We start from the raw sequence: 22115 nt of genomic DNA on the forward strand, positions 1-22115 counted from the left end.
ATGAATTTGAATCAGCTGACATATTTTGTGACGCTTGCCCAGATCGAAAATTATACAAGGGCCGCAAAAAGACTGGATATTACGCAGCCAAGCTTAAGCCATGCGATCTCCAATCTTGAAAAAGAGCTCCAGGTACCTCTTTTTGAGCGACATGGAAGAAATGTCACCATGACAAAATACGGGGAAATGTTTCTGAAATATGTTCAGGACTCCCTGCATATCCTGAATCTCGGGGTAGAACGGATTCAGGAAGCCGCAAGGATTCCGGGTGGAAGTATTTCCATTGGGTATATCCATACACAGGGACGCCGGTTTATTCCGGAGCTTGTCCGTGGTTTCTTAAGTGAGCAGGACGGCAAAAAGATCAGTTTTCATTTCCAGAATGCAGCTACCGGCAACCTGATCCGGGGGCTCAAGGAAGAGAAATTTGATGTGATTTTCTGTTCCCGTGCAGAAGGGGAAAAAGAAATCAGCTTCGTTCCGGTGGCGGAAGAAAAGTTAGTAGCTGTTGTGCCGGAAAACCATGCGTTGGCGAGCAAAAATACAGTTACCATACAGGAACTGGGGCAGTATCCGCAGGTGACGTTTACGCCTACCAGTGGTCTGTATTTTGTGATCAGGGAGCTTTTTGAAAAAGAGGGAATTTCCCCGGAGATTGCTTTTGAAGTGGAAGAGGACGGCGCACTGGCCGGTATGGTGGCTGAAGATTTTGGCGTAGGGATCGTGCCGGATGTGCCTGTGATCCATACACTTCCTGTAAAGATACTCAATATCGAGAATCTTCATTACAGGCGCTACATATATATGGGAATGCTCAAAAACCGTTACCCGAGTTCTCTGGTGGAGCAGTTCCGGGATTATATTTACAAGCATTACCGGATCTATGAAGTAATGCAGTAGAATGCAGATAAAAAATCTCCGCTTATTATTTTGTGGCGGAGATTTTATTATAGAATAAATCTATTGATTATATGTGGAAATTCAATAGAAATTTCTGTTGAGATAAAAAACGGCTGTTGGTATAATAAGTGCAGACACTTGATTTAAAGTGATAAAGTGGATGTGGAAAATCCATAGTAAATGGAGCGAAGGAGAACAGCATAATGAACCAGTTAGAAGTATTAAGAGAGAGCCTGGGACAGTGCGATGAGATCATTCTGGACGCACTGCTCATGAGAAACAGAATCGTAGAGGACATCATGGTATACAAGGAGGCACATGATCTTCCGGTACTTCAGCCAGAGCAGGAAGCGAAACAGAGAGGATGGCTGGAAGCCAGAATGGAAGGCAGACGTCATAAGAAAGAAGTAAATGATGTTTTCGCAAGCATTACACAGAACAGTAAGAGAATCCAGTCCAGAAACCTGTTTAATTACAATATCTTCCTGATCGGTTTCATGGGAGCAGGTAAATCTACGATTTCCGATTATCTGAAGAATGCACTTGCCATGGACGTTGTGGAGATGGATCAGTGCATCGTGGAGAGACAGGGAATGAGCATTTCCGATATCTTCGAGACCTACGGTGAAGAATACTTCCGCGAGCTTGAAACGAATCTTCTTATTGAGATGCAGTCCCAGTCCAATGTTGTAGTATCCTGCGGCGGTGGTGTTCCGATGAGAGAGCGCAATGTTACTGAGATGAAGAAGAACGGCCGCGTAGTACTTCTTACAGCGAAGCCGCAGACAATTCTCGACCGTGTAAAGGATAATCATGACCGTCCGCTTCTTGAGAACAACAAGAATGTTGATTTCATCGGAGATCTGATGGAGAAACGTCGCCCGAAATATGAGGCAGCCGCAGATATCATCATCGAGACAGACGGAAAGACTGAGCTTGAGATCTGTGAGGAACTGATCCACAGACTTCGCGAGTCCGACGGAAATAAATAAAAGAACGTAAATGGCGGATATTCGCTGGAATACATAATAAAAGGACAGATGTCCGATAAACCGTACAGAGATGTAACGGAGATCGGGCAGCTGTCCTTTTTTTGATTTCAGAACCAGAATATAGATATATTAATTCGTCTTATAAAAAATCTCTTCAGAGGTCTTTTCAATCACAAATTTCTTAAATGCTTCCACAACAGGCGGATGATAAACGTCCTTCAGCATGGCCATGTAGAAATTCCTCTGCCAGCTAGGAGAAACAAGAGGCAGGATTTTAAGATCAAGAGAATGAAGAATCGGGATATCCGGAGCGATACAGATGCCGAAATCATTGGCCACAAAACCGGCAGCTACCTGATCCTCATCAATTTCAAAGGCAACATCCGGATACTGTCCGATGCTCTTAAACAGCTGGTCGATAATCTGGCGGAGACCACTGCGCTTTTTAAAAATGATCTGTTTGTATGGCAGTGTTTCTTCCAGATGAATCTCAGATTTTTCCGCAAGAGGATGTCTGGGTGGGACGATAACGACCAGATCCTGCTTGGCAACAGGAATAAACTCGATCAGTGGTTCGTCGTCAAATTTGGAACAGAAGCCGATGTCATATTTTTTTTCTTTCAGTCCGTTCAGGATATCACCTGTCAGAACCTTGTCACAGAACAGATTGAAATTGATCTGTTTTCCTTCATTGGCAGTGAGAAAGCTACGGATGATCTTGGGAACAAAATCCACGCCAAGAGTACGCAAGAAGGCAACGTCGATCTGGCCTTCTCCTTTACCTGCAAGCTGGAGACCGTTCACAGAAGAGTCCAGCCGGTTCAGGGTTTCTTCTACGTCAACCAGAAAGGTTTTGCCATATTTGGTAAGAGAAACATTTCGTCCGTTTTTTTCAAATAATTTCACTCCAAGTTCTTCCTCAAGGGAAGAGATCGCGTGGCTTAAACTGGGCTGTGTGATCGCCAGAACATCGGCGGCTTTTGTGTAATGTTCCAGATGAGCCAGTGTCACGAAATATCGAAGATGATACAGATTCATTTTTGTGCTGCTCCTTTCGTAAGAGTTAGAGTTGCCGTATGCTGTGACGGTGGTAGTACGGCAGAACATGCTGTATATAGTATAACACGATATATTGATAAAATCTATGAATTATCCTGGTACAATCAATTTGTTTTGTATTTAACAAAGTTATATAATGCTCATAGAAAAAAGATACAAAATAATTTAAAAAAAACTAAAAAAATTATTTATATTTTCGGGAGGAATTATCATGTCTAAAGAATTTCCAATCACAATCAGTTCCTGGACACTGGGAGATCAGTGCAAGTTTGAGGACCGCGTAAAAGCAGCAAAAGAAGCTGGCTATGAAGGAATCGGTCTGAGAGCAGAAACCTATGTAGATGCGCTTAATGAGGGACTTTTTGATTCTGATATCCTGGCAATCCTGGATAAATATGACATGAAAGTAACAGAGGTTGAGTACATCGTACAGTGGGCAGAGGAGCATCGTTCCTACGAGCAGAAATACAAAGAGCAGCTTTGCTTCCATATGTGTGAATTATTTAACGTAAAACAGATCAACTGTGGTCTTATGGAGAACTATTCTGTAGAATACACAGCACAGAAGCTTCGCGAGCTCTGCCACAGAGCAGGCAAATACATCATCGGTGTTGAGCCAATGCCATACAGCGGAATCCCGGATGTGAAAAAAGGCTGGGCAGTTGTAAAAGCAGCTGACTGTGAGAATGCAAAACTGATCCTTGATACATGGCACTGGGTAAGAGCAAATCAGCCGATCGAGCTTTCCGTACTTGAGGGAATCCCGGCAGATAAGATCGTTTCCATCCAGATCAACGATGTATGGGAAAGACCATATGCGACAACAATCTTAAGAGATGAGTCCATGCATGACCGTCTTGCTCCTGGAACAGGAATCGGAACAACAGTACCATTCGTAAAAATGATCAAAGAAAAAGGCATCAAACCAAACGCAATCGGCGTAGAGGTTATCAGCGATGCAAACCTTGCAAAAGGTATCGAGTACGCTGCAAAGCATACATACGAGAACACAAAGAAAGTACTGGAAGAGGCTTGGCCGGAAGTACTCTGATATAAGAAGATAAAGAAAAATATTCATCCAGGATTCCTGCCCGAGACTGCATCGGACAGGAATCCTCATAAAAAGGAAAGGAGAACGCATCAATGAAATTCAATGCGATGTTTCAGCCGATCGAGATCGGTCCTATGACAGTGAAAAACCGTTTTGTTGTTCCACCAATGGGAAATAACTTTGCAAACACAGACGGTACCATGAGCGAGCAGTCCGCAGCTTATTATAAAGAAAGAGCCAAGGGCGGTTTCGGTCTGATCACTATCGAAGCTACTGTAGTTCACAAAGGAGCAAAAGGTGGCCCGCGTAAGCCATGTCTCTATGATGACTCCACTATCGAGAGCTTCCGCAAGGTTATCGACGGATGTCATGCAGAGGGAGCAAAGGTTTCCATCCAGCTTCAGAATGCAGGTCCTGAGGGAAATGCGAAGAATGCAGGAGCACCGATCACAGCAGCTACCAGCATTCCGTCTGTATGCGGAAGAGATATCCCGAAGGAGCTTACAACTGAGGAAGTTTATGAGCTGGTCAAAGGATACGGCGAGGCTGCAAGAAGAGCAATGGAAGCCGGTGCAGATGCTGTTGAGATCCATATGGCACACGGCTATCTGGTAAGCACATTCCTCTCTCCTAGAACAAACAAGAGAGTTGATGAGTTCGGCGGATGTTTTGAGAACCGTATGCGTTTCTCCCGTCTGATCATCGAGGAGATCAAAAAGACAACACAGGGCAAGATCGCTATCCTTGCAAGAATCAACTGTGCAGACGAGGTTCCGGGTGGACTTGACGTTCATGACAGTGCAGCGATCGCAGCATACCTGGAGAGCTGTGGACTTGACGCGATACATGTATCCCGTGCTGTTCATATCAAAGATGAGTTTATGTGGGCACCGACTGTTATCCACGGTGGATTCTCCGCTTCTGAGGTTGAGGAGATCAAACGTGCAGTCAGCATTCCGGTGATCACAGTAGGCCGTTATACAGAGCCGCAGTTTGCTGAGCTTATGGTAAAAGAAGGAAGAGCAGACCTTGTTGCATTTGGACGTCAGAGCCTTGCTGATCCGGCTATGCCGAAGAAAGCACAGGAGGAGCGCCTGGAGGATATGACTCCATGTATCGCCTGTCTTCAGGGCTGTGTTGCAAACATGTATGCAGGAAATCCGGTATGCTGTCTGACCAATCCGTTCCTGGGTCATGAGTCAGAGCCACTTGAGAAAGCTGAAAAGCCGAAGAAGGTTATGGTCATCGGCGGTGGTGTTGCCGGACTTTGTGCAGCGTTCATCGCAAAAGAGAAAGGCCATGAAGTAACTCTTTATGAGGCAGGAGACATTCTCGGCGGAAACATGAGACTTGCCGCATACCCGCCAGGAAAAGGTGATATCACAAACATGATCCGCAGCTACATCCATCGCTGCCAGAAAGATGGCGTGAAGATCGTGATGAACTGTGAGGTGACTCCGGAGCTTGTAAAAGAAGAGAAACCGGACAGTGTGATCATTGCAACAGGTTCCAAGACACTGATCCTTCCAATCGAGGGAATCGACAACCCGGCTATCATCCACGGTTCTGATCTTCTGGATGGCAAGAGAGCAGCAGGCAAAAAAGTTCTCGTTGTCGGCGGCGGAATGGTTGGATGCGAGACAGCTGCATTCCTCGGCGAGCAGGAGCATGAAGTAACTGTTATCGAGTTCCGTGATACAGTAGGTGCAGATGTGATCCATGAGCACAGAGTGTATCTGATGAAAGATTTCGAGGACTACGGAATCAAAGAGATCACAGGAGCAAAAGTATGCAAGTTCTACGAAGATGGTGTAGAATATGAGACAGCAGACGGACAGTGTCATGAGACAAGAGGTTACGATTCCGTAATCCTTTCCATGGGATTCCGTAACTACAATCCTCTGGAAGAGCAGCTGAAAGATCTTGTACCTGAGACACATGTGATCGGAGATGCGATCCGAGCAAGACGTGCCCTGGATGCTACGAAAGAGGCTTATGCCGTAGCTTCCCAGATCTGATCTTATAACAGATAAAGAAGACATTTTTAAAAATATAAAATAAATGTACCATATTTAGGACAGTAAAAGATATCCGGGTAGACCATGAAGCAAAAGCTTACGTCTGCCTGGACCAATGCAGGAGGTAAAGAAAGATGGAACAGAGAATTAAAGGAACAACTGGTTTACTCGCACTGATCGGAAGCCCTGTAGGACATTCAGGATCACCGGCTATGTACAACTTCAGCTTCCAGTACCATAACCTGGACTATGCTTACATGGCATTCGATATCAAAGAGGATCAGGTTCCGGCAGCTCTTGATGCAATGCGTCTGTTCAAGATGAGAGGCTGTAACGTAACCATGCCTTGCAAGAACAAAGTTGCCCAGTGCGTAGATGAGCTTTCACCGGCAGCAAGAATCATCGGTGCTGTAAACACCATCGTTAACGAAGATGGAAAACTCATCGGACATATCACAGACGGAATCGGCTTTGTCCGCAACTTAAAAGAGCACGGTGTTGACGTAAAGGGTAAAAAGATGGTAGTTTTAGGAGCAGGCGGAGCTGCAACAGCTCTTACTGTACAGAGTGCTCTTGACGGAGCTGCTTCCATCTCAATCTTCAATCCGAACGATCCGTTCCTTGAAAGAGCAAAAGGAACAGCTGAGAAACTTGCAAAAGAAGTACCGGACTGCAAAGTAAGCGTATACTGCCTTGACGATCAGGACAAACTGAGAGAAGAGATCGCAAACGCTGATATCCTTGCAAACGGAACACTTGCAGGTATGAAACCACATGATGACCTTACTCTTGTTGACAAATCCATGTTCCATAAGGATCTTGTAGTTGCAGACTGCGTATACAATCCGGAAGAAACAAGAATGGTAAAAGAGGCAAAAGAGGCAGGCGTTAAGCTTGCAGTAGGCGGAAAAGGAATGCTTCTGTGGCAGGGTGCTGCAGCATACAAGCTTTACACAGGTCTTGAGATGCCGACAGCTGAGTACCAGAAATTCCAGGCTGAGAACGAAGGGAAATAAGAAAAATGAGCCAGACAGGTAAGAAAAATTTAGTGATTACTTCTATCGCGCTGTACTTTACATATTTCATTCACGGAATCGGTGCTTCCATCATGGGACAGTACAAGCCTGAGCTTGCTGCCCACTGGGGAGCCAAGGCCTTAAGTGACGGAACTATGGACGTCAGCATGGTAGTATCTGTAATTGCTGCATTGGGACTTGGAAGACTGATCTCCCTTCCGTTTTCCGGTCCTCTGTCTGATAAATTCGGACGCAGATTAAGCGGAATCATCGGCGTGATCTGTTATGCAGCATATTTCATGGGAATTGCATTTGCACCGTCTATGGGAATCGCATATGCATTCGCTATCGTAGGTGGTATCGCAAACTCCTTCCTGGATACATGCGTAAGCCCGACATGTATGGAAATCTACGTAAACAATCCGTCTGTAGCGAACCTGTTTACAAAATTCTCCATGTGTATCAGCCAGTTCCTGCTTCCTTTCCTGATCGGATTTGTAGCAGCGGCTAATATGTCCTACAGAACCATCTTTATCGTTGCAGGTGCTGCGATCTTTATCGATGGTATCCTGATCCTGTTCCTGCCATTCCCTGAGAGAAATGCAACAGGTGCCGGAGCAAAGAAAGAAAAGGCAAAGATCAAGATTACACCGGCCGCTTTTGCTGCTATTCTCATTGGATTTACAAGTTCTTCTACATTTATGCTGTGGCTGAACTGTAACCAGGAGCTTGGAAAGCTTTACAACTTAAGTGATCCGTCCAAGATCCAGTCCTTCTATGCAGTAGGAACCTTTGCAGCGATCCTGTGCTCCTCTGTATTTATTAAAAAAGGACTGAAAGAGATCAACATTCTGATCATTTATCCGCTGATTTCCTTTATCATGCTGGGACTGTGCTACTTCGTACAGAATCCTGCCATCTGCCTGATCGGTGGTTTTGTGATCGGTTTTGCAGGTGCCGGCGGTGTGCTTCAGCTGGCTGTATCCACAACAGCTGAGTTCTTCCCGGAGAATAAGGGAACAGCAACATCCATGGTAATGATCGCATCCAGTATTGCCAACTACACAATTCTGACACTGGCAGGCTACATCACAAAGACTTGCGGAACCAGTGCTCCGAGAATGATCCTGCTTCTCAACATGGCAGTAACATTTATCGGAATCCTCCTTGCCCTGTTTGTTAAAATGAACCGTGCAAAGGAAGCCTGAGACAGTGAAAGACAACAATATTATCTGGATTCAGACAAAGATGACTGAATTCAGATAGAGTAAAGTTCCAATTCGGGAACAATTCCCGGATTGGACTTTGCTGTTCCTGGAAATGTTTGTTAATTAACAAACTTTCACGGCAAAAAGAAAAAAACATACTATATATGTATTTATAAAAAAAGACAAAGGAGAATCGTTATGGCGCGTGCAGCGAGACAGAGAAGAGAAAACGAACTGCCCTACATTCCGTTTGGGCCATTTCAGATTCGTTTTCCATTTATTCATTACAAAATCGAATCTGTGGAATTTATCCAGGGCCTGATTCTGGGGGTTACGGCACTGGCAGCAGTTCCATATCTGGAACAGTATCTGGGACTGCCTTATGAGCTGGCATGGAGCTGTGTCATCATTGAGACCATGCTTTACATGCTGCACAGTTTACTTGGTGATCCGGTAGTTCCGGGATGGATCACACCGACCTTACCGCTTACCATCGTGTTCCTGGAAGGCTTCCCTATGGGAAAAGAGCGAATACAGGCGATGATAGCCCTGCAGATGCTGGTTGGCCTGGTATTCATATTCATGGGCATTACCAAGCTTGCGGATAAATTCGTTCATGCTGTGCCGGATTCTGTAAAAGGTGGAATCCTTCTTGCTGCGCCGGTTACGGTTATGGCAGGTCAGCTGGGAGAGGGCGGCAACATGCACAAATATCCGCTGGCCATTGTTGCAGGTGTAGGTCTTCTGATCCTGATCAGTTTTTCTGACAAGTATCAGGAGAAGAGAAAGAACAATAAATTTCTGGATCTTGTTGCCCGCTATGGAAACCTGTTTCCGTATCTGATCGCCATGGTAGTCGGTCTTCTTGTAGGAGAGCTGGACAAACCGGGACTTGAGATCGGTACCTTTATCAAGATTCCGCAGTTTAAGGAGATCATCAGCCAGGTAAGTATCTTTGGCGTGGGTATCCCGCCGATTTCCATGTTTGTGAAGGCACTTCCTCTGGCACTGGTATGTTACGTTATCGCGTTTGGTGATTTTGTTACAACAGAGACACTTGTTACAGAGGCACGTCAGTCCAGAGATGATGAGTATATTGATTTCAATTCCAGCCGTTCCAATCTGGTCAGCGGTCTGAGAAACCTGATCCTTTCCATCATCGCACCGTTCCCGCCACTTTCCGGTCCGTTATGGGTTGGTATGACAGTATCTGTCTCCATCCGTTACAAAGAAGGAAAGAAAGCCATGAAATCTCTTCTTGGCGGAATGGCGTCCTTCCGTATTGCTACATTTTTGAGTGTGCTGATCATTCCGGTAGTAAGCTTCTTCCGTCCGATCTTCGGTGTTGGTTCTTCTATTACACTGATGTTCCAGGCTTTTGTCTGTGCAAGAATCGGTATGGACTACTGCAAGACAGACCGTGACAAGATGATCGCAGGCGTTATGGCAGCAGTTCTTGCAACACAGGGTACTGCATGGGCATCCGCATGGGCCCTGGCTGTAGGCTTCGGACTGAATATTTTCCTTTCCAACTGGGATCCGAGAAAGAAACCGGAAGAGAAAGTGATCGAAGAAAAAACAGAAGAGTAAAGCAGATAAAATAAAAAGATAAAAGAGGAACCGCAAGCAGGATGGGTCTGCCGGCGGTTCCTCTTTTTTTTAGCGATCCCCAAAGGGAGGTATGGGATCAGAGACTTTTGTGGATAATGTCAAGAACCTGCTCAAGTTCGTTGACATTGATCTGTCCCGGTGCGGAAGCTTTTGTAGCTGCACCGAAGGTAAGGGCGGAACCGAAGGTCTCGCCTGTGAGACGGCTGACAACACCTGTTCCTGCCATGGACATGGTAATGATCGGGCGGTCGGCGAACTGCTCGCTCATCTCCAGTGTGGCACTTAAGAGTGTAAGTACGTCCTGTTTGCTCTGAGGCATAACAGCCATCTTCGGGATATCTGCGCCGTAGTCCTGCATCATGCGAAGACGGCGCACGATCTCATCTTTTGCCGGAGTTGCGTCAAAATCATGATTGGAAGCGATGACTTTTACACCGTAGCTGTGTGCTTCCTCGATCATGCTTTTTACGATCTCCTCGCCTGTGAAGGCTTCTACATCAACGAGGTCTACATAACCGCTTTTTGCAACGGCCATGTTAAGTGCTTTGTAGTCTTCATTGGAGATTGCTTTTTCACCGCCTTCTTTAGCGGTACGGAAAGTGAAGAGAATCGGAGTGTCCTTTAAAACGGTCTGGAGATCTTTTGCCACATCCAGTACTTTTTCTGTGTCAAAAACGTTCTCAAACCAGTCAACACGCCACTCTACAACGTCAACCGGGATTCTTGCGAAGGTTCCTGCCTCGAGGAGGATGTCCTCCTTCGTCTGTCCAACAATCGGGACACAGATCTTCGGGCGTCCCTCTCCGATAGTGATATTTCTTACCTGAACTGTTTTCATAATGGTCCTTTCCGATACGGATGGGATATCTCAGTCATCGTATCTGATGTTAAGAATCTCTTTCATATGCTCGATCGGCATTGGTTCGCCGGTCCACAGTTCAAATGCAGCGGAGCCCTGGAAAAGCATCATGCCAAGGCCGTTCATTGTCTTGCAGCCAACTTCCTTTGCCATGTGACGCATAGCAGTTTCAAGAGGGGAGTATGGTACATCAACAACGATAAGCTCAGGACGGAAGTAGGATTTGTCCGGAACTACGGACTGTCCTTCCAGCGGCTTCATTCCAACACCTGTTGCATTTACGAACAGATAGCTGTCAGCCATTTCTTTCTTAAGCTGGTCAAGATCAGCCAGATCATAGAGAACAGCATGGCTGGAGGTTTTTGTGTTGATCTTCTCAACAGTGGATACGGCACGATCCCAGAACTCATCCTTACGGTTGAAGATCACGATCTCACCTACACCGTCAAGAGCAGCCTGGATCTCAATAGCAGTGGCAGCACCGCCGGCACCTACGATGGTCATTTTCTTTCCGATAACATCGATATCGTTATCCTTCAGTGCAGCCATAAATCCGATACCGTCTGTGATGTGGCCTGTAAGGTGACCGTTATCGTTGACAATCGTGTTTACAGCACCGCACATTTCAGCAGCAGGTGAGAGCTCGTCCAGATACTGTCCTACCAGAGTCTTGTTCGGCATGGAAACGTTGGAACCTCTCATTTTCAGAGTACGGATTGCTTTTACAGCGTCCTCGATCTCATCAGCACCAACCTCAAATGCAAGATATGCGTAGTCATAGCCGAGTTTTGAAAAAGCTTCATTCTGCATAGCTGGTGAGCTGGAGTGACGGATCGGATAAGCCATAAGACCGATCAGCTCTGTGTGTCCTGTGATTCTTTCTGACATGGTAATTACTCCTCTCGTTGGTAAAAATCCTGGGTAAAGTTTGATTAATCTTAAAACCTCCCGCCACAAGGATCATAAGAACTTGCGGATTGTTCTTATAATGACTGCCGCGGGAGGAAGACGTGGAAAATCTATAGACACTCTTCCGGGCAGGATTGGGAATACCCGGAGGAGGTTATAGCAATATCAAAGAATTAAAGGTAGCCCTTCTGCTCGAGAATAGTAAGGATGTTACGTCCTTCCTGGGTACCGTCAATGATTCTTCTTGCTCTCTGACTGTCACCGATGTTCATGATCTCAACATCCTCGGAAGCGAATGCCTCTGTGAGGCTCTGGAAAAGCTGCCCCTGAGCTCTCATTCCAAGACATACGAATCCGTATTCAAATGGAAGCTCATAAGGCTCACCGTCGCCCTTCACAAGGAAGGAGGAGTCCTTCACTTCAAGGAGAGCAGTTTTTGTAAGCTGATGTACATCGTGTTTCTTCATCATAGTCTTTGTATCGTTCTTGCTGACCGGATCAAGGTCACGTCCGATCTGATCCATCATCTCAACGATAGAGATATCTGCATTTCTGTCTGCAAAGAATTCCACAACATCAAGACCTACAGCGCCGCCACCGACAACAACAACTTTTTTACCTTCAAGATCCTTCGGGAACTGATCAATGTGGCTGATCATACCAAGAATAGAATAAATATTATAGTTGTCTTTGTCAATATGATCCATAAGGCCTGCAATTGGTGGAAGAAGCGGAGCAGATCCTGTGGAGTTTACAATGATGTTCGGATGGAACTTGCGAATGTTTTCCGGTGTTCCCTCGGTATTTTTGAAGATGTAAAGATTATCAAGCTGCTCGGCACGGTTCATAAGGTAGTGAGGGAAATCAGCAAGGCGTTTCTTTGCAGGGATCCTGGAAATCAGGGATGCAAGTCCGCCAAGCTCGTTTCCTTTTTCAAGAAGGAAAGTGTTGCAGCCAACCTCTGCGGCTGTACAGGCAGCTTCCAGGCCGGCAGTACCGCCACCGATAACAACAACGTTGCAGTTTTTGTTTACATGCTGTTTCTTGTAGACATCGCCTTCAAGAACAGACGGGTTTACTGTACAGCGGATCGGGCGGTTGACACCGATACGGTTTCCTGCACAGCCTACGTTACAGGAGATACATTTGCGGAGATCACATTCATGACCTGTAGCAACTTTGTTCACCCATGCAGGATCTGCGATAAGACCACGGCCCATACCGATGAGATCTGCATCGCCATCAGCAAGGATTTTTTCTGCAACTTTCGGGTCACGGATATTACCCATGGAGATACATGGTTTGTTGAATTTCTCTTTCACAGCCTTTGCCATGTAAGAACGCCATCCGTCCGGAAGATAGTTTGCATCGATCTGGTACTGGATGGAACCGTTAAGACCACAGGAAACATCGAAGATATCAACCTCTTCCTGAAGGTACTCAAGGTATTTGAGTGTATCCTCAAGTGTATTTCCACCATCCATCAGCTCATCTGCACTGAGACGAAGCATGATCGGGAAGAAAGGACCGACCTGTTTTCTGACTTCGTCGATGACCATACGGCAGAAACGTGTACGGTTCTCAACAGATCCGCCAAATTCATCGGTACGGTCGTTTGTAAGCGGAGAAAGGAACTGGCTGATAAGGTAAGAGTGTCCAGCATGGATCTCTACTGCATCAAAACCTGCTGTCTGTGCACGTTTTGCAGCCTCTCCGTATTTTTTTACGATGTGAAGAATTTCATCTTTGGAAAGTGGACGCGGAATCTCGCCTCCCTCCTTGGAAGGAATGTTGGATGCGGAAACCGGCTGCATATTGATTCTGGAAGAGACTGCAGAAGCACCTGCATGATTGATCTGGATTGCAATCTTTGTTCCGTATCTGTGAATATTCTCGCAGAATTTGAAAAGACGCGGAAGATAGTTATCATGATCGATACGCAGCTGTGTGGTTCCGTTGGAGCCCTGTGGGGAATCAATACTTGCATTCTCCACGATGATAAGGCCTGTGCCACCCTTTGCACGCTCCTCATAGTAGTTGATGTGAAGAAAACTCATTTCGCCGTTCTGCTCACCGTAATTGGTGCCCATCGGCATCATAACAATACGGTTCTTGATCGTCATATTTTTAACTGTTAACGGGGCAAAAATATGTGGATAATCATTCTTCATTTTGGAAAAACCTCCCTGGTTATTTAAATAGAATCGTTTGTTTGTGTTAATTATATAACAAAAGTATCTATAAAACTAATTCATAATACAAGTAATATAATAAAAATAATCTATAGATTTTCCAGTACTGTTGATTCCATATACCAGGGTTTACAGAAGATACTTTAACGTGGTATCATAACAGATAGAAAGACTGCTGAATCTACAGCGAAAGAGGAGATAAAAATGGAATACTGGGATATTTATGATGCAGATAAGAAACTGACGGGACGTACCATGAAACGCAATGACTGGTGCCTGAAGGATGGAGAATATCATCTGACAGTGCTGGGAGTTGTGGCAAGATCGGATCACACGTTTCTGATTACAAAACGTGTGATGACCAAAGCATGGGCTCCGGGCTGGTGGGAGGTTTCCGGAGGTGCAGCACAGGCAGGAGAGGCTTCCCGTGATGCAGTGCTCCGCGAAGTAAAAGAGGAGACAGGGCTGGATGCCGGCAGCGCAGAGGGAGGATATCTTTTTACCTATAAAAGAGAGAACCCGGGAGAAGGCGACAATTATTTTGTGGATGTGTACAGATTTGTCATGGATGTGGAGGATGCGGATCTGAAGCTCCAGACAGAGGAGACAGACGGCTACATGTTCGCCACACTGGATCAGATTCGGGCGTTTGCGGCAGAGGGAAAATTCCTTCACTATGACAGTATCAAGGCTGCATTTGAGTTCTGAAAAGCAGACAGCTGTGGAAATGTGTGGTGAAGACGGGCGTTTTTGCCTGTTATACAGCTTAAACTGAAAATGGAATGTTGTTTTTTGTGGATTTTCATTTTTGAAAACGTTGTTTTTTGCCTTGTTTTCAAAGAATTGTCTTGACATTAAAATCTATAAATAGTAAAATTTAACTAGATAAAATGTAGAAATATCATAAGCCGGATACGATAGAGATCCGGCTTATCGAATAGTAAGAATACAGTACGAAATTTTTGAAAGCGAGGAATCATAAATGGCAGATGAACATAAAGACCAGATCAGGATCGTGCAGGAGACCGTAGCCGGTAAAGAGATCACATTTGCCCATGTGATGGGAGGCCCGGCACCTATCATATATCAGAAGCTGGGACTGAACCCGCAGGTAGATTATGGCTCATCTGCAATCGGCATCATGAATATGACACCTTCCGAATCAGCAGTTATCGCATCCGATATTGCAGTGAAGAGCGGTAATGTATATCTTGGTTTTGCGGACCGTTTCACAGGTACACTGATCATTACAGGTGAGATTTCCGATGTAGAGACTGCTATGCAGGAGATCGTGGACTATTTCCGTGATACCCTTGGATACGTAGTATGTAAGATCACCAAGCGATAAGGAAGTGTACCATGGAAGAACGAATAACAAGGGAAGAACTGCTGGAGAGGCTTTTCCATGATGATTATGAGAATCTGAAGGGAAAGAGACTTCGGATCACCCGGGTACGGGTTCCGGGAAAAGAATTATCCTTTGCCCATGTGTTCACACCGAATGATAAATCTGTATATGAGAATCTTGCTTTACATATCGGTGTCCATGAAGGTGAGGATCACAGAGGGGATTCTATCGGCATGGTTCGTGTCACACCCTGGGAAGCGATTGTTGTGGCAGCGGATGTGGCAGTGAAGGCTGCACATGTGGAGATCGGATTTATGGATCGTTTCTGTGGCACACTGATACTGACAGGCGGTTTTATGGAAGTTATGACAGCGGTGGAAGAGGTTGTACGCTTTTTCCATGAAACACTGAAATTTGATGTCTGTGAGATCCACAGAAGCTGACAGCAGGACGGGATAAAAAATGAAAAAAATTTTTCTGATGGGTCGAAGCGAGGCTGGCAAGACTTCTCTGACGCAGGCACTGAAGGGCGAAGAGCTTCATTATCACAAGACCCAGTATACAAATACAAACGAAGATACCATTGATTCACCGGGAGAATATGCGGAGTCCAAGCATTTCAGTGTAGGATTGGCATGCTTTTCCTTTGAGGCGGATGTGATCGCTATTGTGCAGGCAGCCAACGAGCCGTTTAACCTGTTCAGTGACGGCAGCAGGAATTTTCTTCTCCGGCCGTTGATCGGGATCATCACCAAGGTGGATTCTCCCCATGCGAACATTCCCATGGTCAGACAATGGATGGAGAACATGGGCTGTGAGAGGATCTTCATGGTAAATAATAAGACAAGAGAAGGAATCAGTGAGCTGATGGATTATCTCAAAGCTGATCTTCCGAAGCTTACACTGGAGCAGGCGAAATATAAGCAGAGCATTGGACTGAATGAGTGGGACCCCATGCCGGAAGGTGTGGAATATCCGGAATCCATCCGGTAGAGGAAAAATCAGAAATATTATATATATGAAAGAAAATGCAGAACACAGAGAAGAAGTGGTTCTGCATTTTTTACAACGGCTGATATAATTGGGGAATTTTATAGTGAAAAATTAAAAAGAGAGAAGGTATATATTATGAGAGAAGTGAAAGCAGTAAAGATCACCAAGGAAGAATTTGCACCATACGGAACATTTTGTGATATGACGCATCCGGAAGGATATCCGCTGGAAGGAGAGATTCATAAATTTTATCCGGACCGGATATCCGGAACTGCCATGGGAAGTATGGGATTTTCCCCGATCGAAGTAAAAAAAGATGACAGGATCGTAAAATGTGCGGAGTACCACACAACAACCTGGGAGGGAATCGTAGCTCTGGATGATGATATGATCATTCATGTAGCTCCGGCTTCCGCAGGAACACCGGTACCACAGCTTGCAAAGGCTTTCATTATACCGAAGGGATGTATGGTAAAGATCAATGCTGCGATCTGGCATTTATGTCCGCTTCCTGTAAATAACGAAGTGCTTCATGCGATGATCATTCTGCCGGAATGTACTTATGCAAATGACTGCACAGTCGTTGAGTTTGAGGAGAAAGACTGGTTCCGGATCGTGACGGAATAAGCTGTCAGAATGTGTGAAATTTATCTGAACAAAAATATTCATTATTTTTGAATAAAAATACAGATTTTCATATCGGAAAGTAGAAAAATATTTTCGTTTATGGTATACTACAGAGGTTTGAAAAACTAAGTGGACTGAAATAAGATCTCCAGGGCATGAAGAGGAAGAACGGGGCTCGCAGATATATGATCGATTAAGGTCATGCATCGAGAACACCGGACAGAGCTTCATACTCTGGGGATTTTCTGCACCATTGATTCAGGGTGAGCCATTGGTTCCAGGAACTGATGGCTCACCCTAGCAGTAAATTTTCAGACAGGGGTTGCAAAAACAAAAGAATAAGAGAACAGGAGAGGAAAAGATGTTTGCACTTTTTGAAAACCTGACCAACTGGCTCTGGGGACTGCCGCTGCTGATCACGATTCTCGCTACAGGCGTATATCTGACAGTACGTTCCGGTTTCTTCCAGTTCCGCCATTTTGGTTACATTGTGAAAAACATGTTCAGTAAAGAACGCCGTCAGGAAGGCGGAGACGACGGAAAGAGCCTGACACCGTTCCAGGCTATTTCCATTGCGATCGGCGGCACCGTTGGAGTATCCAACATGTCCGGTGTTGCAACAGCCATTGCAACAGGAGGACCTGGTGCATTATTCTGGCTCTGGATCGCGGCGCTTCTTGCTATGGTCATCAAGATGGCAGAGGTAACACTTGCTGTGTACTACAGAGAAAAACAGCCAAATGGTGAGTACCAGGGAGGCCCGACCTACTACATGCAGAAGGGTCTTGGCGGAGAGAAAAAGCTTCCCTTCTGGAAACTTTTTGCAGTACTGTTCGGCGGCTGTATTTTTATGACATGGTTCATCACCTTACAGAATTATACAGTATCAGAGGCTGTCGGAAGTACCTTCCACCTGCCGTACATCGTGCCGTCACTTCTGTATGTGGCAGCGATCTACCTGATCATCATCGGCGGTGTAAAGAAAGTCGGTGTGATCTCTTCCTATATGACACCGATCATGTGCATGCTTTACATTGTAGGATCTCTTGCAATACTGGTAGTGAATTTTGACAAGCTGCCGGAAACCTTTGGACTGATCTTCAAGGGGGCATTTACAACACAGGCGGCAGTCGGCGGATTTATGGGAGCCGGTGTTGCAACAGCAATGCGTCTTGGATTTGCCCGCTCTGTATACAGCAACGAGGCTGGCTGGGGAACTTCTCCGATGATCCACGCTTCCGCAAAAACAGACCATCCTGTAAAACAGGGCCTGATGGGAGCATTTGAGGTATTTGCAGACACCATCGTAGTCTGCTCCATGACAGGTCTTGTTGTTATCACCACCGGCTACTGGAATTCAGGACTTCAGGGATCAGAGCTGACACTGACAGCATTTGAGTCCGGAATGGGCTCTGTTGCGAGAGCACTGATCGCGATCAGTATTTTCCTTTTCGGACTGACAACATCAACCGGATGGTTCACCTACTACAGCGTGATCCTGAAGCACTGGCTGAAAAATAATCAGAAGGTTCTGAAGATCGCAGAGAAGGTTTTTATCCTTGGAACACCATTATGGGGTCTTCTGGTCACAGTGCTTACTCTTTACGGAAACGGAACACCGGCGCAGCTGTGGGTAATTGCAGACTTTACAACCGTATTCCCTACATTTGTAAATGTTGCCACATTATTTATCTTAAGTGGTACCTTCTTTAAACTGCTGAAGGATTACAAGGCGCGTTACATGGGAATCGGAAAGGTAGACAAGGATATGGCACTTTTCTACGAGGATAAAAAAGAAAAAGAGGAAAAATAAACAGTGGATACGATTTTTTTTAACGGATGTATAAGAACACTGGATAACAGTGAAAAAGTAGCAGAGGCTGTGGGAATCGAAAATGGCCGGATTGTTTTTGTGGGAACAGATAAAGAAGCGGAAGCTTTTTCCTGCAAAAAACGGATCGATCTTAAGGGAAGGCTGATGCTGCCCGGTTTTGTGGATACACATATGCATATGCTGCATTATGCATTTGTGGAAAGATCTGTGAAACTGTTTGACTGTACAAGTGTTGAGGAAATGCTTGCCGCAGCAAAAAAAAGACTGGAGGAGAGCAAAGGTCAGAAGCTGACCTGGCTCTACTGCAGAGGCTGGAATGAGGAGCATTTTGATAAGCCACGCTATCCGCATAAGGATGAGCTGGATGCACTTTCAATGGAAATCCCCATCATTATGGTGCGTGTCTGCGGGCATGTGGCTGTGTGCAACAGCTGCGGTCTGGAGCTTCTGAAAAAAATCCCGGAGTTCCCGGAGTTTGAGAAGGAGGTTGATCTGGATACCGGACTTCTGAAGGAGAACGCAGTACAGTTTTATTCTTCCGTATTGGATGCACCGTCCCAGGAAGAAGTGGAAGGCTACATCAAATACAGTGCGAAGAAGCTGAATGAATGTGGATTTACAGGGGTACAGTCCGATGATCTTGCCTCCCTTCCGGGAAAAAACTGGCGTCGGATCATGGATTCTTACAAAGCGTTGGATGCCCGGGGAGAGCTGAATATCCGCCATTATGAGCAGTGCCTTTTTGAACGGGCGGAGGATGCGAAGGCTTTTATTGAAGAAGGATATCGTACAGGGCAGAGGGGAGAGCACTTTACGATCGGGCCGATGAAGCTGATCCAGGATGGCTCCCTTGGTGCAAGAACAGCGGCCATGAATGAGCCTTACGAGGATTCGCCGGGAAATACCGGGATCATCACATTCAGTCAGAATGAGCTTGACGATCTGTTTGCTTTTTTTGACAGGCATCAGATGCAGGCAGCGGTACACTGTATCGGCGATCGTGCCATGGATATGGTCATTGAGGCAGTTGCGAAATCTCCTTACCGGAAGGATAATAAAAAGGGCAGACATGGTATCGTACATTGCCAGATCACCAATCCGCGTATTTTGCAGGGGATGAAAGACCAGGCTCTCTTGGCATATATCCAGCCGGTATTTATCGATCTGGATATGAACACAGTGGAACCTGCCATCGGTGCACACCGTATGGATAAGGTGTATGCATGGAAGAGTATGCTGGATATGGGAATCCATGCGTCCGGCGGTTCGGATGCTCCTGTGGTAAGCTTTGATGCCATGGAGAATATTTATTTTGCAGTCACCCGCAAAAATATCAGCGGTCAGCCACAGGAAGGCTGGATCCCATCCGAAAAAATGTCTGTAGATGAAGCGGTGAAGCTTTTTACAAAAAACGCAGCTTACGCTTCCTATACAGAAGAAGAGAACGGAACCATCGAAGTGGGTAAAAATGCGGACTTCGTAGTTATCGAGAAGGATATCTATGAGATCGACCCGGATGAGATTAAGACCACGAAAGTGGATATGACAGTTCTTGGCGGTGAGATCGTTTATGAGAGAGAAGTAGAAGAATAACGGCAGTATAAAAAGAAAAAAGTGAGAGGCAGAGTCTGAGTGGAGCAGGCTCTGCTTTTTTTGATTTCAGTAAAAATATAGAACAAGATGTATACCATAACGGTGAACAAAATTCATCGAAGAAAGCAGGAACATTGTTACATGGAAAATATTGATTGAGAAACGAAGGTAAACTGGTTATAATAAAATCAAGAAGAAAGATTTGTGAATTGAGAAACTTATAGTATTATCAGCAGAAAATGAGGTGATGATGTATGCCAAAGATTATGCAGGATTTAATTAAACAGTATGTGGAAGCGGTCAAGAAGATTTATGGTTCCCATGTACGCCAGATAATCCTTTATGGTTCTTATGCAAGGGGGGACTTCCGCCCGGATTCTGATGTAGACATTATGATCCTGGTGGATATATCAGATCTGGAATTAAAGGCATATGCACAACAGCTCTCGTACATGACCTACGACTTTAATATGGATCATGACACGGATATAAAGCCTATTGCAAAAAGTGAAGCGCATTTTAACAAGTGGATCGTGAACTATCCATTTTATTCCAATATTCATAAAGAAGGGGTAGTTTTGTATGGAGCAGCATAATCAGGAAATCGGTACTAGACGGGATCTGTCGTTGCATCGCCTGAAAACAGCTGAAATGATCTGAAAACAGCAAGAACATTATTTTTATATTGAGGATTATAAAGAGAATCAATAGTTGTATTTTTTGGTATGTGGGTGGTTGAACATCCAATATCGTGGAAGTGGTAGTGGCGAGAGTATGGGTGAAAAGCGGGTGACTGAAGAGATTTTGTGACTTTTCATTGCCTGCTTTTTTTGAATAATGAAAAATATAGTGTATGAACATAAAATACTTGTTATAATCTAAATATAAATATGACGGAAAGGTTGGTGGTGATTATGTGTGAGAAAAAAGAATTGAGCTTTTCAATATTCATGCTGTATAGTCTTGCGGATAAGTGGAAGATGTCTCCAGCCAAAGTGTATAAAATATTAAATTCAACCGGAATTTTGGATAACTATATTATTAAATGTTACGATGTTCTTCATACACAGGGAAAGGAATATTTGGTAGAAGATATTACCGATTATGTGAGAGAAAAAGGAGTTAATGTATGATCGTATATCATGGATCAACAGAAATTATAAAAAGTCCGGACGTAGTACATTCGAAAAAGTATCTGGATTTTGGCCGGGGATTTTATATTACAACTTTCGAAAATCAGGCAAAGAAATGGGCAGTCCGAAAGGGCATGAGACAGGAAAAGGCTGCAATAGTTAATGTTTATGAATTATCTGAAGAATGGGATGATTTTAAGGTATTATCTTTTGAAAAAGAAAATGAGAAATGGCTCGATTTTGTATGTGCATGTAGAAAAGGACAGCCGTTAAATAAGGAATATGACATTATTATAGGAAATGTTGCGGATGATGACGTGTTTAAGACTGTAGATATGTATTTTAGAGGATTATGGGATAAGGAAAAAGTTTTAAATGAATTGCGATACTATAAGATGAATAATCAAATCTGTATTGTAAATCAGGAAACACTGAATCGAGTGATCACTTTTAAAAGAGCATATGAGGTGGAAAACAATGGTAGATAAGAAGCAATTGGAAGAAGTTTATAAGCAAAATTTGGAAAACGATATTATTAATGCAATTTCCGAAATGAAAGGGATAGATTTGCGAAAGGCATTTGATATTTATTATTCCAGTAAACTTGCTGAACAAATTTCAAATGACAGTTATGGAATAGAAAATATGGATGCGAAATATCTGGCAGAAGATTTGATTGAGAATGAGTCAGAACTTTTTAACCGAATCAAGTAAGTCCCCTGCTTCAATTGCGAGGAGCAATAAGCAGTGGGTGGGACTTACTTGTATCAGG

General features: G+C 44.7%; 22 protein-coding genes. 18 read left to right on the forward strand and 4 right to left on the reverse strand.

The window, feature by feature from the left end; all coding sequences use genetic code 11:
- The gene (locus WMO28_RS07700; protein ID WP_349056590.1) at window positions 1-900 is read left to right on the forward strand and encodes a LysR family transcriptional regulator; all 900 of its coding nucleotides are present in this window, start codon (window positions 1-3) and stop codon (window positions 898-900) included.
- Between the two features lie 203 nt (window positions 901-1103).
- Window positions 1104-1892, forward strand: coding sequence for a shikimate kinase (locus WMO28_RS07705; protein WP_349056591.1), 789 nt, complete (start codon window positions 1104-1106; stop codon window positions 1890-1892).
- Between the two features lie 129 nt (window positions 1893-2021).
- On the opposite strand, the gene WMO28_RS07710 is transcribed toward WMO28_RS07705, so the two are convergent.
- Window positions 2022-2930: a LysR substrate-binding domain-containing protein gene (locus WMO28_RS07710; protein ID WP_178642774.1), complete on the reverse strand. Its 909-nt coding sequence runs from the start codon at window positions 2928-2930 to the stop codon at window positions 2022-2024.
- 232 nt (window positions 2931-3162) lie between these two features.
- Between WMO28_RS07710 and WMO28_RS07715 the strand changes: the two genes are divergently transcribed.
- From WMO28_RS07715 to WMO28_RS07735, 5 genes are all read left to right on the forward strand, one after another.
- A complete protein-coding gene (locus tag WMO28_RS07715) occupies window positions 3163-4002 on the forward strand; it encodes a TIM barrel protein (RefSeq protein ID WP_178642775.1) in 840 nt (279 codons plus the stop codon).
- 92 nt (window positions 4003-4094) lie between these two features.
- On the forward strand, window positions 4095-6020 hold the full coding sequence (locus tag WMO28_RS07720) for an oxidoreductase (protein WP_349056592.1): 1926 nt from the start codon (window positions 4095-4097) through the stop codon (window positions 6018-6020).
- A gap of 134 nt (window positions 6021-6154) precedes the next feature.
- Window positions 6155-7036: a shikimate dehydrogenase gene (gene aroE / locus WMO28_RS07725; RefSeq protein ID WP_178642777.1), complete on the forward strand. Its 882-nt coding sequence runs from the start codon at window positions 6155-6157 to the stop codon at window positions 7034-7036.
- A 5-nt stretch (window positions 7037-7041) separates the two neighbouring features.
- On the forward strand, window positions 7042-8244 hold the full coding sequence (locus WMO28_RS07730) for an MFS transporter (RefSeq protein WP_178642778.1): 1203 nt from the start codon (window positions 7042-7044) through the stop codon (window positions 8242-8244).
- A gap of 198 nt (window positions 8245-8442) precedes the next feature.
- Entirely contained in the window at window positions 8443-9834 is a 1392-nt protein-coding gene (locus WMO28_RS07735; protein ID WP_178642779.1) for a SulP family inorganic anion transporter, read from the forward strand.
- Window positions 9835-9931: 97 nt separating this feature from the next.
- Here WMO28_RS07735 and aroD read toward each other — a convergent pair whose 3' ends face one another.
- The 3 genes from aroD to WMO28_RS07750 all read right to left on the reverse strand — a co-directional run bounded on the left by aroD (window position 9932) and on the right by WMO28_RS07750 (window position 13794).
- Window positions 9932-10693, reverse strand: coding sequence for a type I 3-dehydroquinate dehydratase (gene aroD, locus WMO28_RS07740; RefSeq protein WP_178642780.1), 762 nt, complete (start codon window positions 10691-10693; stop codon window positions 9932-9934).
- Between the two features lie 30 nt (window positions 10694-10723).
- Window positions 10724-11602: a shikimate dehydrogenase gene (locus WMO28_RS07745; RefSeq protein WP_178642781.1), complete on the reverse strand. Its 879-nt coding sequence runs from the start codon at window positions 11600-11602 to the stop codon at window positions 10724-10726.
- 194 nt (window positions 11603-11796) lie between these two features.
- Window positions 11797-13794, reverse strand: coding sequence for an oxidoreductase (locus tag WMO28_RS07750; RefSeq protein ID WP_349056593.1), 1998 nt, complete (start codon window positions 13792-13794; stop codon window positions 11797-11799).
- A 225-nt stretch (window positions 13795-14019) separates the two neighbouring features.
- Here WMO28_RS07750 and WMO28_RS07755 point away from each other — a divergent pair, with 225 nt between their 5' ends.
- The 11 genes from WMO28_RS07755 (at window position 14020) to WMO28_RS07805 (ending at window position 22057) form a co-directional block, all read left to right on the forward strand.
- Complete coding sequence (locus WMO28_RS07755; protein ID WP_178643326.1) at window positions 14020-14523, forward strand: NUDIX domain-containing protein; 504 nt, start codon at window positions 14020-14022, stop codon at window positions 14521-14523.
- Between the two features lie 274 nt (window positions 14524-14797).
- The gene (locus WMO28_RS07760) at window positions 14798-15163 is read left to right on the forward strand and encodes a BMC domain-containing protein (RefSeq protein ID WP_178643324.1); all 366 of its coding nucleotides are present in this window, start codon (window positions 14798-14800) and stop codon (window positions 15161-15163) included.
- 11 nt (window positions 15164-15174) lie between these two features.
- Entirely contained in the window at window positions 15175-15606 is a 432-nt protein-coding gene (locus WMO28_RS07765; RefSeq protein WP_178643322.1) for a BMC domain-containing protein, read from the forward strand.
- Between the two features lie 19 nt (window positions 15607-15625).
- Complete coding sequence (locus WMO28_RS07770; RefSeq protein WP_178643320.1) at window positions 15626-16156, forward strand: EutP/PduV family microcompartment system protein; 531 nt, start codon at window positions 15626-15628, stop codon at window positions 16154-16156.
- Window positions 16157-16291: 135 nt separating this feature from the next.
- Window positions 16292-16783: an ureidoglycolate lyase gene (locus tag WMO28_RS07775; RefSeq protein ID WP_349056594.1), complete on the forward strand. Its 492-nt coding sequence runs from the start codon at window positions 16292-16294 to the stop codon at window positions 16781-16783.
- A 361-nt stretch (window positions 16784-17144) separates the two neighbouring features.
- Window positions 17145-18596: an alanine/glycine:cation symporter family protein gene (locus tag WMO28_RS07780; protein WP_148447369.1), complete on the forward strand. Its 1452-nt coding sequence runs from the start codon at window positions 17145-17147 to the stop codon at window positions 18594-18596.
- A gap of 3 nt (window positions 18597-18599) precedes the next feature.
- Window positions 18600-20210 (forward strand): amidohydrolase, encoded by a 1611-nt coding sequence (locus WMO28_RS07785; protein ID WP_349056596.1) that lies wholly within the window; start codon window positions 18600-18602, stop codon window positions 20208-20210.
- 254 nt (window positions 20211-20464) lie between these two features.
- Entirely contained in the window at window positions 20465-20806 is a 342-nt protein-coding gene (locus tag WMO28_RS07790) for a nucleotidyltransferase domain-containing protein (RefSeq protein WP_117557014.1), read from the forward strand.
- Between the two features lie 318 nt (window positions 20807-21124).
- Complete coding sequence (locus WMO28_RS07795; RefSeq protein WP_081019526.1) at window positions 21125-21343, forward strand: DUF3791 domain-containing protein; 219 nt, start codon at window positions 21125-21127, stop codon at window positions 21341-21343.
- Entirely contained in the window at window positions 21340-21831 is a 492-nt protein-coding gene (locus WMO28_RS07800; protein WP_349056598.1) for a DUF3990 domain-containing protein, read from the forward strand. The genes WMO28_RS07795 and WMO28_RS07800 overlap by 4 nt, the downstream gene beginning before the upstream one ends.
- Window positions 21821-22057: a hypothetical protein gene (locus WMO28_RS07805; RefSeq protein WP_119239628.1), complete on the forward strand. Its 237-nt coding sequence runs from the start codon at window positions 21821-21823 to the stop codon at window positions 22055-22057. The genes WMO28_RS07800 and WMO28_RS07805 overlap by 11 nt, the downstream gene beginning before the upstream one ends.
- Window positions 22058-22115 lie beyond the last annotated feature (58 nt).

The organism is Blautia aquisgranensis, assembly GCF_040096615.1.
In the GTDB taxonomy this organism is placed as follows: Bacteria; Bacillota; Clostridia; order Lachnospirales; family Lachnospiraceae; genus Blautia_A; species Blautia_A aquisgranensis.

Bases quoted from the DNA above. Each gene is read 5' to 3' on its own strand.
- WMO28_RS07700 (WP_349056590.1), top strand. From the start codon at position 1: ATGAATTTGAATCAGCTGACATATTTTGTGACGCTTGCCCAGATCGAA.
- WMO28_RS07705 (WP_349056591.1), top strand. From the start codon at position 1,104: ATGAACCAGTTAGAAGTATTAAGAGAGAGCCTGGGACAGTGCGATGAG.
- WMO28_RS07710 (WP_178642774.1), bottom strand. From the start codon at position 2,930: ATGAATCTGTATCATCTTCGATATTTCGTGACACTGGCTCATCTGGAA.
- WMO28_RS07715 (WP_178642775.1), top strand. From the start codon at position 3,163: ATGTCTAAAGAATTTCCAATCACAATCAGTTCCTGGACACTGGGAGAT.
- WMO28_RS07720 (WP_349056592.1), top strand. From the start codon at position 4,095: ATGAAATTCAATGCGATGTTTCAGCCGATCGAGATCGGTCCTATGACA.
- aroE (WP_178642777.1), top strand. From the start codon at position 6,155: ATGGAACAGAGAATTAAAGGAACAACTGGTTTACTCGCACTGATCGGA.
- WMO28_RS07730 (WP_178642778.1), top strand. From the start codon at position 7,042: ATGAGCCAGACAGGTAAGAAAAATTTAGTGATTACTTCTATCGCGCTG.
- WMO28_RS07735 (WP_178642779.1), top strand. From the start codon at position 8,443: ATGGCGCGTGCAGCGAGACAGAGAAGAGAAAACGAACTGCCCTACATT.
- aroD (WP_178642780.1), bottom strand. From the start codon at position 10,693: ATGAAAACAGTTCAGGTAAGAAATATCACTATCGGAGAGGGACGCCCG.
- WMO28_RS07745 (WP_178642781.1), bottom strand. From the start codon at position 11,602: ATGTCAGAAAGAATCACAGGACACACAGAGCTGATCGGTCTTATGGCT.
- WMO28_RS07750 (WP_349056593.1), bottom strand. From the start codon at position 13,794: ATGAAGAATGATTATCCACATATTTTTGCCCCGTTAACAGTTAAAAAT.
- WMO28_RS07755 (WP_178643326.1), top strand. From the start codon at position 14,020: ATGGAATACTGGGATATTTATGATGCAGATAAGAAACTGACGGGACGT.
- WMO28_RS07760 (WP_178643324.1), top strand. From the start codon at position 14,798: ATGGCAGATGAACATAAAGACCAGATCAGGATCGTGCAGGAGACCGTA.
- WMO28_RS07765 (WP_178643322.1), top strand. From the start codon at position 15,175: ATGGAAGAACGAATAACAAGGGAAGAACTGCTGGAGAGGCTTTTCCAT.
- WMO28_RS07770 (WP_178643320.1), top strand. From the start codon at position 15,626: ATGAAAAAAATTTTTCTGATGGGTCGAAGCGAGGCTGGCAAGACTTCT.
- WMO28_RS07775 (WP_349056594.1), top strand. From the start codon at position 16,292: ATGAGAGAAGTGAAAGCAGTAAAGATCACCAAGGAAGAATTTGCACCA.
- WMO28_RS07780 (WP_148447369.1), top strand. From the start codon at position 17,145: ATGTTTGCACTTTTTGAAAACCTGACCAACTGGCTCTGGGGACTGCCG.
- WMO28_RS07790 (WP_117557014.1), top strand. From the start codon at position 20,465: ATGCCAAAGATTATGCAGGATTTAATTAAACAGTATGTGGAAGCGGTC.
- WMO28_RS07795 (WP_081019526.1), top strand. From the start codon at position 21,125: ATGTGTGAGAAAAAAGAATTGAGCTTTTCAATATTCATGCTGTATAGT.
- WMO28_RS07800 (WP_349056598.1), top strand. From the start codon at position 21,340: ATGATCGTATATCATGGATCAACAGAAATTATAAAAAGTCCGGACGTA.
- WMO28_RS07805 (WP_119239628.1), top strand. From the start codon at position 21,821: ATGGTAGATAAGAAGCAATTGGAAGAAGTTTATAAGCAAAATTTGGAA.